The organism is Methylobacterium sp. WL120 (assembly GCF_008039465.1).
Taxonomy (GTDB): Bacteria; Pseudomonadota; Alphaproteobacteria; order Rhizobiales; family Beijerinckiaceae; genus Methylobacterium; species Methylobacterium cerastii.
The window spans coordinates 1-11,453 of sequence record NZ_VRUT01000151.1; the positions used below are offsets into that span (position 1 = coordinate 1).

At 72.6% G+C, this 11,453-nt stretch carries 13 protein-coding genes and 1 riboswitch; of the genes, 8 read left to right on the forward strand and 5 right to left on the reverse strand.

Annotated features, from left to right (window positions below; all coding sequences use genetic code 11):
* The coding region (locus FV229_RS21630; protein WP_147753938.1) for an aminotransferase class I/II-fold pyridoxal phosphate-dependent enzyme at positions 1-719 on the reverse strand (719 nt) is incomplete at its 3' end.
* Between FV229_RS21630 and cbiB the strand changes: the two genes are divergently transcribed.
* The gene (gene cbiB / locus FV229_RS21635; protein WP_147753939.1) at positions 699-1,688 is read left to right on the forward strand and encodes an adenosylcobinamide-phosphate synthase CbiB; all 990 of its coding nucleotides are present in this window, start codon (positions 699-701) and stop codon (positions 1,686-1,688) included. The genes FV229_RS21630 and cbiB overlap by 21 nt on opposite strands.
* Here cbiB and FV229_RS21640 read toward each other — a convergent pair.
* Both FV229_RS21640 and FV229_RS21645 read right to left on the reverse strand, forming a co-directional pair.
* Complete coding sequence (locus tag FV229_RS21640; RefSeq protein WP_147753940.1) at positions 1,622-3,001, reverse strand: MFS transporter; 1,380 nt, start codon at positions 2,999-3,001, stop codon at positions 1,622-1,624. The genes cbiB and FV229_RS21640 overlap by 67 nt on opposite strands.
* A 161-nt stretch (positions 3,002-3,162) precedes the next feature.
* Positions 3,163-4,614, reverse strand: coding sequence for a cobyric acid synthase (locus FV229_RS21645; RefSeq protein ID WP_187275238.1), 1,452 nt, complete (start codon positions 4,612-4,614; stop codon positions 3,163-3,165).
* 90 nt (positions 4,615-4,704) lie between these two features.
* Between FV229_RS21645 and FV229_RS21650 the strand changes: the two genes are divergently transcribed.
* Entirely contained in the window at positions 4,705-4,896 is a 192-nt protein-coding gene (locus tag FV229_RS21650) for a hypothetical protein (protein WP_147753941.1), read from the forward strand.
* Between the two features lie 130 nt (positions 4,897-5,026).
* Here the strand turns inward: FV229_RS21650 and cobO are convergent, their stop codons facing one another.
* Positions 5,027-5,659, reverse strand: coding sequence for a cob(I)yrinic acid a,c-diamide adenosyltransferase (cobO, locus tag FV229_RS21655; RefSeq protein WP_147753942.1), 633 nt, complete (start codon positions 5,657-5,659; stop codon positions 5,027-5,029).
* Positions 5,656-6,183 (reverse strand): bifunctional adenosylcobinamide kinase/adenosylcobinamide-phosphate guanylyltransferase, encoded by a 528-nt coding sequence (cobU, locus tag FV229_RS21660; protein WP_147753943.1) that lies wholly within the window; start codon positions 6,181-6,183, stop codon positions 5,656-5,658. The genes cobO and cobU overlap by 4 nt, the downstream gene beginning before the upstream one ends.
* Before the next feature lie 67 nt (positions 6,184-6,250).
* Positions 6,251-6,439: riboswitch (cobalamin riboswitch) on the forward strand.
* A gap of 36 nt (positions 6,440-6,475) precedes the next feature.
* Between cobU and FV229_RS21665 the strand changes: the two genes are divergently transcribed.
* The 6 genes from FV229_RS21665 to FV229_RS21690 form a co-directional block, all read left to right on the forward strand.
* Positions 6,476-6,652, forward strand: coding sequence for a CbtB-domain containing protein (locus FV229_RS21665; protein WP_147753944.1), 177 nt, complete (start codon positions 6,476-6,478; stop codon positions 6,650-6,652).
* A 22-nt stretch (positions 6,653-6,674) separates the two neighbouring features.
* On the forward strand, positions 6,675-7,424 hold the full coding sequence (locus tag FV229_RS21670) for a CbtA family protein (protein WP_147753945.1): 750 nt from the start codon (positions 6,675-6,677) through the stop codon (positions 7,422-7,424).
* Entirely contained in the window at positions 7,417-7,785 is a 369-nt protein-coding gene (locus FV229_RS21675; RefSeq protein ID WP_147753946.1) for a DUF1636 domain-containing protein, read from the forward strand. Before FV229_RS21670 ends, FV229_RS21675 begins: the two co-directional genes overlap by 8 nt.
* Positions 7,786-7,803: 18 nt before the next feature.
* Positions 7,804-8,838, forward strand: a complete 1,035-nt coding sequence (cobW, locus tag FV229_RS21680) for a cobalamin biosynthesis protein CobW (RefSeq protein WP_147753947.1) — start codon at positions 7,804-7,806, stop codon at positions 8,836-8,838.
* 57 nt (positions 8,839-8,895) lie between these two features.
* Entirely contained in the window at positions 8,896-9,504 is a 609-nt protein-coding gene (locus FV229_RS21685; protein ID WP_147753948.1) for a Uma2 family endonuclease, read from the forward strand.
* 8 nt (positions 9,505-9,512) lie between these two features.
* Positions 9,513-11,453: cobaltochelatase subunit CobN (locus FV229_RS21690; RefSeq protein ID WP_187275239.1), on the forward strand; the 1,941-nt coding region annotated here is incomplete at its 3' end.

The following is an 11,453-nucleotide window of genomic DNA, read 5'->3' on the forward strand; positions in this document are numbered from 1 at the left end:
GCCCACGGCCCGAGCGCGGCGGCGATCCGGCGCGCGTGGCCCGCCTCAGCGACGGCGAAGCCCAGCCGCAGGCCCGCGAGCCCGTAGGTCTTGCCGAAGGAGCGCAGCACCACGAGCCCCGGGCGGAGATAGGGACACAGGCTGTCGACGGACTCGAAGTCGGCGAAGGCTTCGTCGACGAGGAGCATCCCGCCGCGGGCGGACAGGTCGTCGGCTGCCGCCAGCAGGGTCGACGCCGGCCAGGTCCGGCCGTCGGGATTGTTCGGGTTGACCACGACGACGACCTGCGCGTCCCCGGCCTCGCCGAGACCGCGCACCGCCGAGACCGCATGCCCGGCCCGCGCCCAGGCCGCCGCGTGCTCGGCATAGGTCGGCCCGACGACGGCGACCGCGCTCGGCGCGACGAGGCGCGGGATCGTCTCAATCAGGATCTGCGTGCCCGGCGCCGGCACGATGCAGGAAGCCGCCGCGCCGTAGGCCCGCGCCGCCGCCGCGCGCAGGGCCGCGTGGTCCGCCACCGAGGGCAGCCGGTGGAACAGGGTGGCGTCGAGCGGCGGGCAGGGATAGGGGACCGGATTGATCCCGGTCGAGAGGTCGAGCCACGGCTCCGGCGCCTGCGGGAACATCCGGCGCGCCGCGTCGAGGTCGCCGCCATGGGCGATCGGCTCCCCCTCGGGCACACCGAAATCCCAGACGCCATGTCCTCCGCGCTCGCTCATCCGCCCGACACGCTCGCCATCCTCGCCCTCGCCCTCGCGATCGAGGCGGCCTTCGGTTATCCGGACGCGCTCTACAGGGCGCTCGGCCACCCTGTCACCTGGATCGGCCGGCTGATCGCCGCGCTCGACCGCGGGCTGAACCGAGGGGCTGCCCGGGCGCGGCGGCTCGGCGGGGTGCTCGCCCTCCTGATCCTCGTCGCCGTCGTCGGCGCCGTCGCGCTCGGCCTCACGGCGCTGGCGGGACTGGCCGGCACGCTTCCCGCGATCGCGCTGCTCGCCTTCGCCGGCGCCAGCCTGCCGGCGCAGCGCAGCCTCGACGAGCACGTCGCCCGCGTGGCGGAGGGCCTGCGGGCCGAGGGCCTCGTAGGCGGTCGCCGTGCGGTCGCGATGATCGTCGGGCGCGATCCGGAGACTCTCGACGAGGCCGCGATCTGTCGCGCCGCGATCGAGAGCCTGTCGGAGAACTTTTCCGACGGCATCGTCGCGCCGGCGTTCTGGATCGGGCTCGGCGGCCTGCCGGGCGGTGCGCTCTACAAGGCGATCAACACCGCCGACAGCATGGTCGGCCATCGCACCCCGCGTCACGAAGCGTTCGGCTGGGCCTCGGCCCGCCTCGACGACCTCGTGAACCTGCCGGCCTCGCGGCTCACCGCCGTGCTGATCGTCACCGCCGCCGGGCTCCATCGCGGCGCCTCGCCGGCCGGCGCCTGGCGCGCGATCCGCCGCGACGCACGCCGCCACCGGTCGCCGAACGCCGGCTGGCCGGAGGCGGCGATGGCGGGCGCGCTCGGCCTGCGGCTCGCCGGCCCGCGCGTCTACGCCGGCGTCGCGGTCGAGGATGCCTGGATGGGCGACGGCCGCGCGGCGGCCACCGCCGAGGACATCGCGCGGGCGCTGCGCCTCTACCGCACCGCCTGCGCGCTGCTGTGGGGGCTCGCGACCGTCGGCGCCTTGCTCGTTACGCTCTGAACCGCGGCGCGGCGGCCGGCGTCGCGCCGCAGGGCGCCGAGCACCACGAAGACGAGGCACGAGCCGACCACGAGGCAGGCCGAGAGGAAGATCATCGGCACGAGGTCGCTGCCGCTGCGGTCGCGGATCATCGGCACCGCGTTCTGTGCGATGAAGCCGCCGAGGTTGCCCACCGAGTTGATCGCCGCGATGCCGGCCGCGGCCGAGGCGCCCTTCAGGAAGGTCGGCGGCAGCGACCAGAACACCGGCTGCGCCGAGAAGATGCCGGCGGCGGCCACGCACAGGCAGGCGAACTTCAGGCCCGACCCCGGCACAACCACGCTCAGCGCCAGCGCCGCGGCCGCGACGAGCCCCGGGCCGACCACGTGCCAGGTCTGCTCGCCCGTCCGCGAGGAATGCCGCGGCACCCACCACAGGGCGAACCCGGTGACCACCCACGGGATGATGTTGATGAAGCCGTTGACGGTGTTGGTGACGCCGAAGCTCCGCACCACCGTCGGCAGCCAGTAGCTCAGGCCGTAGGCGCCGAGCGGGAACGCGACGTAGACGCTGGCGAGCATCCACACCCGCCGGTCGAGGAGCGCCGCGAACGGGTTGCCGTGCTCGACCTTGCCGCCGGCCTCGCGCTCCTGTTCCAGCGTCCGGCTGAGCCAGTCGCGGCCGGCGCGATCGAGCCAGGGCGCCTTCTCCGGTCCCTCCGGCAGGACGAGCAGGACGATCACCGCAAGGAACAGCGCCGGCACGCCGGTGCTGACGAAGACCCACTGCCAGCCCTTGAGCCCGAGCGCGCCGTCGAGGTCGAGCAGCGCCCCGCCGACCGCCGCGCCGACGGCGTTGGCCACCGCGCTCGCGATCATGAACCAGCCGATCATCGCGGCGCGGTGCTTCTGCGGGAACCACAGGGTCAGCACGAACAGCACGCCGGGGAAGAAGCCGGCCTCGGCGACGCCCAGCAGAAAGCGCAGCACGTAGAACATCACCGTGTTCTGGGTGAAGCCGAGCAGCACCGTGATCAGGCCCCAGGTCGCCATGATCCGGGCGAACCACAGCCGCGCGCCGACCCGCTCCAGGATGACGTTGGCGGGCACCTCGCATAGGAAGTAGCCGAGGAAGAACAGCGACGCGCCGAGCCCGTAGACGCTCTCGCTCAATCCCAGATCCCCGACCATCTGCAGCTTGGCGTAGGATATGTTCTGCCGGTCGATGTAGGCGACCAGGTACATCACCCCGAGCAGCGGCATCAGCCGCCACGTGACCGTCGCGATCGTGCGCCGGGCGAGCGCGTCGTCGGCCGCGGTGTCAATGGGCGTCATCGGGCGTTCCTCGGCGTCCGGCGGCCCCTTCGCGAAGGACCGCGCTTTCGGCGGAGCCTAGGCCGGGACGCGGCGCCTGCCTATCGGGCGGCGGCGCGGTTCGGAGCGCGTATCACCCGCGACGGGAACAGGACCCGCTCGCCTGTCACGCGCGCGAGGCCCTACCGGGCCAGCGCCAGCAGCCGGTCGCAGTCGACGTGGCGTTCGAGGTGCAGGGCGAGCGCGTCGAGCACCCGCTCGATGCCGGCCTCGTAGGAGGCGCCGTCCGATCCCGCGCCGAGGCGGGCGAGCCAGGCGGCCCGCTGCCGGTCGTCGGAAAACAGCCCGTGGACGTAGGTGCCGCAGACCAGCCCGTCGGCCGACACCGCCCCGTCGGCGCGTCCGTCGGCCAGGCGCAGCAGCGGCCGGCTCGAATCGGCGCCGGTCGTGTCGCCGACATGCATCTCGTAGCCGGAGAACGGGATGCCGTCGGGCAGGCTCGTCCCGGAGACCGCCTCGAGGCGCTTCAGAGGCGTCATCACCGTGTCGACCTCGAGCAGCCCGAGCCCCGGAACGGTGCGCGGCGCGCCCTCGATGCCGTCTGGGTCGGACAGCGTCCGCCCGAGCATCTGGTAGCCGCCGCACAGCCCCAGGACCCGCCCGCCGCGGCGTAGATGCGCCCGCAGATCCCCGTCCCATCCCTCCGCGCGGAAGAAATCGAGGTCGTCGATCGTGGTCTTGGATCCCGGCAGCAGCACCAGGGCCGCATCGCCCGGGATCGGCTCGCCCGGGCGCACCAGGACCACCTCCACCGCCGGCTCGGCGCGAAGCGGATCGAGGTCGTCGAAGTTGGCGATCCGGGGCAGGACCGGCACGGCGATGCGGGTCGCGGCCGGGCCGGCCGACCCGACGAGCCCGAGCACGTCCTCGGCCGGCAGGCGCGCGGCCTGCGGGAAATGCGGGATCAGGCCGAGGCTCGCCCAGCCGGTGTGGCGCGCGATCAGGTCCATCCCGTCGGAAAACAGGGTCGGGTCGCCGCGGAAGCGGTTGACCAGGAAGCCGACGATCATCGCGGCGTCGTCGGGGTCGATCACCGCCTTGGTGCCGACGAGGCTGGCGATGACCCCGCCGCGGTCGATGTCCCCGAGCAGCACCACGGGCGTGTCGGTGGCGCGGGCGAAGCCCATGTTGGCGATGTCGCCGGCGCGCAGGTTCACCTCGGAGGCCGAGCCAGCACCCTCGACGAGGATGAGGTCGGCCTCGGCCTTGAGCCGCGAGAAGCTGTCGAGCACCGCTTCCAGCAACCTCGGCTTCCAGGCCTGGTAGTCGCGTGCCTTCACGGTCGCGACCATGCGGCCCTGCACCACAACCTGCGAGCCGACGTCGCTCTGCGGCTTGAGCAGCACCGGATTCATGTGGATCGACGGCGCGACGCCCGCCGCCCGCGCCTGCAGCGCCTGCGCCCGCCCGATCTCGCCGCCGTCGGCGGTGACGGCGGCGTTGTTCGACATGTTCTGCGGCTTGAACGGGCGCACGCGCAGCCCGCGCCGGGTGAAGGCCCGCGCGAGCCCGGCGACGATCAGCGACTTGCCGACGTCGGAGCCGGTGCCCTGGATCATCAGGGCGCGGGTCATGCCGTCACCGAAGGCATGGCGAAGGAAGAAAGATGTCCTTCCTGCTTCCGCGCGGCATAAGCTCGCCAGAAAGCGGAACGATTGGATGCAATGAAGCGAACGATCAGAGTGCTTCCTGAAAATCGGAACCACGCCGTCGTGCAAAGCGACGGCGACCATTTCGCCACTGATACGATCGTGCACCCGACCCTGATCGCCCTGCTCGACGGGCTTCCATCGCTCGATCGCGAAGGCGATATCGAGCCTGTCGATCGGTCAGAGCCGGACCCAGTGGATTTGTAGGCCGATGCTTGCGCGGCGCTCGCACATTGCCCGCATTCGCGAACAACGGCCGCGAGTTCGACTGCGTCGAAAATTTGCGCATCGAGGACTGGCTGGCCTGACAGGCGCACCACGCCGCGCCGACGACCGATCAAAACTCGATGCCCTCCTGCGCCTTCACGCCCGCTGCGAAGTGGTGCTTCACGCTGCCCATCTCGGTGACCAGGTCGGCGGCTTCGATCAGCGCGGGCTTGGCGTTGCGGCCGGTGACGACGACGTGGAGGTCCGGGCGGCGGGCCTTGAGCGTCGCGACCACCGCATCGAGGTCGAGGTAGTCGTAGCGCAGCGCGATGTTGAGCTCGTCGAGGATGAGCAGGCGGATGCCGGGGTCGGCCATCAGGTCGGTCGCCTGGTTCCAGGCGTTGAGGCAGGCGGCGATGTCGCGAGCCTTGTCTTGCGTCTCCCAGGTGAAGCCCTCGCCCATGGCGTGCCACGCGACCCGGTCGCCGAAGACCTTGAGCGCATGCGCCTCGCCGGTGTCCCAGGCGCCCTTGATGAACTGCACGATGCCGACCCGGTGCCCGCGTCCGAGCATGCGGAGCGCAAGGCCGAGCGCCGCCGTGGTCTTACCCTTGCCGGGGCCGGTGTTGACGATGAGGAGCCCCTTCTCGATCGTCTTGGCCGCCACCTCGGCGTCCTGGACCGCCTTGCGCTTCTCCATCTTCTCGCGATGGCGCGTCGCGTCGTCGGGCTTCACGTCGTCGGGCTTGGCGTCGTCGGTCATGACGTTCCCTGCGGTTTCACGGTCAGCGGCAACCCGGCGACCGTCAGCACGACGCGGTCGCATTCGGCCGCGAGGGCCTGGTGGAGGCGCCCGGCCGCGTCGCGGAAGCGGCGGGCGAGCGCGTTGTCCGGGACGATCCCGAGGCCGACCTCGTTCGAGACCAGCACGAGGGGGCCCCGCGCCGCCCGGCAGGCGACGACTAGCGCCTGCGTCTCGGCGTCGAGGTCGGCGTCGGCGAGGATCAGGTTCGTGAGCCACAGCGTGAGGCAGTCGACCAGCACCGGTCCCGGCGCGTCGGCGATCGCCGCCGCCAGCGCCGTCGGCACGTCCCGCGTGATCCAGTCGCCGGACCGGCGGGACCGATGGAGGGCGATCCGCGCGCGCATCTCGTCGTCCCAGGCCTGCGCCGTTGCGAGGTAGAACCAGGGGCCGGGCGCCGCCTCGATCAGCCTCTCGGCGTAGGCGCTCTTGCCCGAGCGCGCACCGCCGAGCACGAGGGTCGTCCGAGGCGCGGCCTGTTGCATGGCGAAGACCCATGCCCCAACCGTGGCGTGCCCGTCAAAGCCTCCGTTGTGCGGGTGCGCCGGACAGGCTATGGCTGGTGGAGACGGTGCCCCGGAGACGGGGTGAAAAGGGAATGCGGTGAGGGGAAACCCGATACCGCGGCTGCCCCCGCAACTGTGAGCGGTTAGCTCCTGCCCTCGGCCACCGATGTTTCGGGAAGGCGGCAGGCGCGGCGATCCGCGAGCCAGGAGACCTGCCGTCCCCCGCGCTTTCTCGAACGCCGCCGGCGGGGCGGCCGGAGATGTTGTCGACATGACCACCCAGACCCTCACCCAGACCGGCACCCGCGCGAACGAAGGCTTCGTCGGCATCGCCGTCGCCGCCATGCTCGGCCTCGGGCTCGTGTTCCTCGCCGGCTTCTCGCCCGCCTCGGCGCTGCACAACGCGGCGCACGACTTCCGGCACACGCAGAACTTCCCCTGCCATTGACCGCCTGAACCCAGGCGCTCCCATGCTCATCCGGCTCCTGTCGGCGGCGCTCGCCGCCGGCTTCCTCGCGGCCGTCCTGGTGACGGGCCTCGAACTCGCGCTCACCTCGCCGCTGATCATCGCGGCCGAGCGCTACGAGACCCAGGCCACCCCCGGCTCCGCAGCCGCCATCGCCCCGATGCCCGATCGCCTGCCGATCGTGCTGGCGCATGCCGGGCACGACCACGACTCCAAGGCCGCACCCGAGTGGCAGCCGGGCGCGGGCCTGCCGCGCATGCTGTTCACCGGGCTCGCGACCCTCGTCGGCGGGATCGGCTACGCGCTGCTGCTCGGCGCGGTGATGCTGGCGACCGGCCGCGAGCCGTCGCCCGAACGCGGCCTCGCCTTCGCGGTGGCCGGCTTCCTCGCCGTGGCGCTCGCGCCTGCGCTCGGACTGCCGCCGGAGCTGCCCGGTAGCGAGGCGGCTCCCCTGGTCGCGCGCCAGGTCTGGTGGCTGATGACCGCCGCCGCCACCGCGATGGGGATCTACCTCATCGCGATCCGCCGGGTGCCGATCACGATCCTCGGCGGACTTGTGCTCATCGTCGCGCCGCATCTGGCCGGCGCGCCGGAGGCGGCGGCGACGCCCTCCGAGCTTCCCGCCGGCCTCGCCGCGCAGTTCGCCGCGCGCTCGCTCGCCATCGCCTTCGTGTTCTGGGCGGTGATCGGGCTGGCGTTCGGCCGCGCGTGGCAGACCTTCGGGCCGAAGACCGCGGCAGGCGCCCGTGGCTGACACGGTCCTCTACGTCTGCACCACCTGCCGCATGGAAGGCGACGCACCGGACGGCCCGCGTGCCGGCGCCCGCCTGCTCGACGCGCTGCGCGCGCTGCCGGCGCCCGACGGGGTGACGATCGAGGCGGTCGAGTGCCTCTCCGTCTGCAAGCGGCCCTGCACCGTCGCGGTGGCGGCGGAGGATCGCTGGACCTACGTCTACGGCGACCTCGACCCCGCGGAGTCGGCACGCATCATCCTCGACGGCGTCGGGCTCTACGCCGGCACGCCCGACGGGATCGTGCCTTGGAAGCAGCGCCCGCAAGAGTTCCGCAAGGGCGTCGTCGCCCGCATCCCCCCGTTTCCGCCGCGCGCGGCCTGAGCCATCGGCGAGATCCCCATGACCATCGTTGCGAAGATCCCCTGCACCATCGTCACCGGCTTCCTCGGTGCCGGAAAGACGACGCTGGTGCGCCACGTGGTCGAGAACGCGGGCGGGCGCCGGCTCGCGATCCTGGTCAACGAGTTCGGCGACGTCGGCTTCGACAAGTCGTTCCTGGCCGCCTGCGGCATCGAGGGCTGCACCGAGGATTCGATCGTCGAGCTGCCCAACGGCTGCATCTGCTGCACCGTCGCCGACGACTTCGTGCCGGCGATGACGGCGCTCCTCGACCGCCCGAACCCGCCCGAGCACATCCTGATCGAGACCTCCGGCCTCGCCCTGCCGAAGCCCCTGGTCCAGGCCTTCCAGTGGCCGGCGATCCGCTCGCGGGTGACCGTGGACGGCGTCGTCGCGGTGGTGGACGGGCCGGCGGTGGCGTCCGGCGCCTTCGCCGAGGACCCCGAGGCGCTGGCGAACCAGCGCGCCGCCGACACGGCCGTGGACCACGACAACCCGCTGGAAGAGGTGTTCGAGGACCAGCTCCTTTGCGCCGACCTCGTCGTGCTCAACAAGGCTGACATGATGGACGCCGCCGGCCTCGCCGCAGTCCGGGCCGAGGTGGAGAGCCAGCTTCCCCGCGCGGTGAAGGTGGTCGAGACCGCCCACGGGCGGATCGACCCGCGCGTGCTGCTCGGCCTCCAGGCCGCCGCCGAGGACGACCTCGACGCGCGCCCCTCGCATCACGGCGAGGGCGAGGACCACGACCACGACGACTTCGAGACCGTGGCGCTCCCGGTCCGCACCGCGATCACCGCCGCCGACCTCGCCGCCCGCGTCGAGAAGGCGGCGGAGACCGAGGGCGTCCTGCGGATCAAGGGCTTCTGCGCCGTCGAGGGCAAGCCGATGCGCCTCGTGGTGCAGGGCGTCGGCCGCCGCATCACCCATCATTTCGACCGGCCCTGGACCGCGAGCGAGCCGCGCGACGGCACCCTGGTGGTGATCGGCCTCAAGGGTTTCGACCAGGGTGCGGTCGCGGAAGCTCTGGCCGGCTAGGGCTTGTCCGCCACCCGCGCTACACTGCCCGTTTTCACGACCACCGCAGATCCCGGGATGCTGGACCGCCGCGAGAGCCCGATGAGCCTGGATGCGTTCTTCGCCTGGCAGGAAGCCCAGGCGGAGCGCTACGAGCTTGTCGGCGGGATGCCGGTACGGATGATGGCGGGTGCTCGCAACGTCCACGACGACATCGTCGTGAACATCCTTGCGTGGCTGCGCACGGCCTTGCGCGGCAGCGGATGCCGCCCGTTCACCGGTGACGGCAGCGTCGAGACGCTGCCCGGCCAGATCCGCCGCCCCGACATCGGCGTCGATTGTGGGCCGCGCGATCCGAACGCTCTCAAGGCGGCGCAGCCGCGGGTCGTCGTCGAAGTGCTGTCGCCGAGCACGCGGGACTTCGACGCGTTCGAAAAGCTCGCCGAGTACCGCACGATGGCCGACCTTGAGCACATCGTGCTGGTCGAGCCCAACGCGGCGGAAGTTCGCCTGTGGACGCGCGAGCCCGACCGGAGTTGGGCCGAGACACGGCTGCTCGGCCTCGCCGCGACGGTCTCTATCTCAGCGCTCGGGATCGTCCTGCCGGCCTCGGAAATCTACGACGGCGTGACCTTCCCGAACCGGCCTCGCCTCGTCGCCGACGAGCCCGACGAATCGGCAGGCTGACTCAGCGCATGCACCTGATCCGCATCGATACGGTGAGCCTCGACGACGGCGAGGCGGCGGTCGACCTCGGGCAGCAGCCCGGCGACGTCGTCTTCCTGTCGTTCACCGATTCCGACCTGCTCGGCATGGCAAACGCCCACGCCGCCTGCGGGCCGGACTTCCCGTCTCTGCGGCTGGCCAAGCTGTCGCGGCTGCGCCACCCGATGTCGGTCGACCTCTACGTCGAAACGGTGGTGGCGAAGGCGAAGGTCGTCGTCATCCGCTGCCTCGGCGGGCTCGACTACTGGCGCTACGGCGTCGAACGCTGCGCCGCCGCGGCCCGGGCCGCCGGCATCCCGCTCGCGATCCTTCCCGGCTGCGACCGGCCGGACCCGCGCCTCGTCGAGCTCTCGACCGCGCCCGACCTCGCCCCGATCCTCGACGCCTATTTCCGCGCGGGCGGCCCCGAGAACCTGCGCCGGATGCTCGGGCGGATCGCGGCCGAGATCGGTTTCGCGACACCCGTCGAGCCGCCCGAGACCCTGCCGCGCGGGTTCGCCTGGTGCCCGGGCTGCGGGCCGCTGCCACTGGAGACCGCCCTGTCCGTCGGCGCCTCCCCGCTCGGGTTGACGGCACCCGACGCGCCTGCCCCGCACGCGCTGATCCTGGCCTACCGCTCGGCGGCGCTCGGCGGCGACGGCGCGCCGGCCGACGCGCTGGCCGCGGCGCTGCGCCAGCGGGGCATCGCGACGCTGACCGTCGCGGTAGCGAGCCTGAAGGACCCGGAGGCGGTCGAGGTCGTCCGCGCGGCGATCCGCGCGCGAAAGCCCGACCTGATCGTCGCCGCCACCGCCTTCTCGGCGCGCGAGGACGCCGGCTTCGTCCTCGACGCAGCCGACTGCCCGGTGCTGCAGGCCTTCACGGTCGGCAGCCCGCAGGAGGCCTGGGAGGCCTCGGCGCGCGGCATGAACGCGGCCGACCTCGCCATGCAGGTGGCGCTACCCGAGTTCGACGGCCGGCTCTCCGGGTTTCCGATCTCGTTCAAGCAGGAGGCTGAAGCCGTCGACGGGCACGCCGAGCGCCGCGCGGTCCCCTACGCCCCGGGGATCGCCGCACTCGCCGACCGCGCCGCCGCCTGGTTGCGCCTCGCCGCGACGCCCGCGCCGGAACGCCGGATCGCCGTGGTGCTGTCCGACTACCCGTCCCGCGGCGGCCGCGCCGGCTTCGCCGTCGGGCTCGACACGCCCGAGAGCGCCCGTGCGATCGTGTCGGACCTCGCCGACGCCGGCTACGCGGGCGGATCGCTGCCGGAGGCCGCCGCGCTCATGCACGCGCTGACGGACGGCGTGCAGGGTTTCGCGGTGTCGCTCGCCGACTACAGGGGTTGGCTTGCGACCCTGCCCGAGACGTCGCGCCAGGTTTTGACCGAACGCTGGGGCGCGCCGGACGCCGACCCCGCAATCCGGGACGGCTCCTTCCGATTCGGGATCGTGAGGTCCGGCCACGACACATCCCCTCCCCCCTCTGCGGGAGAAGGAGAGCTGGGCGCGGCGGGCCGCATCGCGATCTTCCTCCAGCCCGACCGGGGCCGGTCGGACGACCGCAAGGCCGGCTACCACGACCCCGACGAGCCGCCGACGCACGCCTACCTCGCGTTCCACCTCGGGCTGCGCCGCAACTTCGACGCCCTAGTTCACCTCGGCACGCACGGCACCACGGAGTGGCTGCCGGGCAAGGCCGTCGCGCTGTCGCCCGGGTGCTGGCCGGCGCGGGCCGTCGGCGCCCTGCCGGTGGTCTATCCGTTCATCGTCGACGATCCCGGCGAGGCGGCCCCGCTGAAGCGCCGGCTCGGCGGCGTCGCCCTCGGGCACCTGACGCCCGCCGTCGAGGCCGGCGGCCTCGATCCCGAGGCGGCGCGCCTGCGCGAGCTCGTCGAGGAATACAGCTCCGCGAGCGTCCTCGACCCGCGC

What these genes read in the sequence shown, in the direction of transcription:
- cbiB (WP_147753939.1), top strand. Translation starts at nt 699, where the DNA reads ATGTCCTCCGCGCTCGCTCATCCGCCCGACACGCTCGCCATCCTCGCC.
- FV229_RS21640 (WP_147753940.1), bottom strand. Translation starts at nt 3,001, where the DNA reads ATGACGCCCATTGACACCGCGGCCGACGACGCGCTCGCCCGGCGCACG.
- FV229_RS21645 (WP_187275238.1), bottom strand. Translation starts at nt 4,614, where the DNA reads ATGACCCGCGCCCTGATGATCCAGGGCACCGGCTCCGACGTCGGCAAG.
- FV229_RS21650 (WP_147753941.1), top strand. Translation starts at nt 4,705, where the DNA reads ATGAAGCGAACGATCAGAGTGCTTCCTGAAAATCGGAACCACGCCGTC.
- cobO (WP_147753942.1), bottom strand. Translation starts at nt 5,659, where the DNA reads ATGACCGACGACGCCAAGCCCGACGACGTGAAGCCCGACGACGCGACG.
- cobU (WP_147753943.1), bottom strand. Translation starts at nt 6,183, where the DNA reads ATGCAACAGGCCGCGCCTCGGACGACCCTCGTGCTCGGCGGTGCGCGC.
- FV229_RS21665 (WP_147753944.1), top strand. Translation starts at nt 6,476, where the DNA reads ATGACCACCCAGACCCTCACCCAGACCGGCACCCGCGCGAACGAAGGC.
- FV229_RS21670 (WP_147753945.1), top strand. Translation starts at nt 6,675, where the DNA reads ATGCTCATCCGGCTCCTGTCGGCGGCGCTCGCCGCCGGCTTCCTCGCG.
- cobW (WP_147753947.1), top strand. Translation starts at nt 7,804, where the DNA reads ATGACCATCGTTGCGAAGATCCCCTGCACCATCGTCACCGGCTTCCTC.
- FV229_RS21685 (WP_147753948.1), top strand. Translation starts at nt 8,896, where the DNA reads ATGCTGGACCGCCGCGAGAGCCCGATGAGCCTGGATGCGTTCTTCGCC.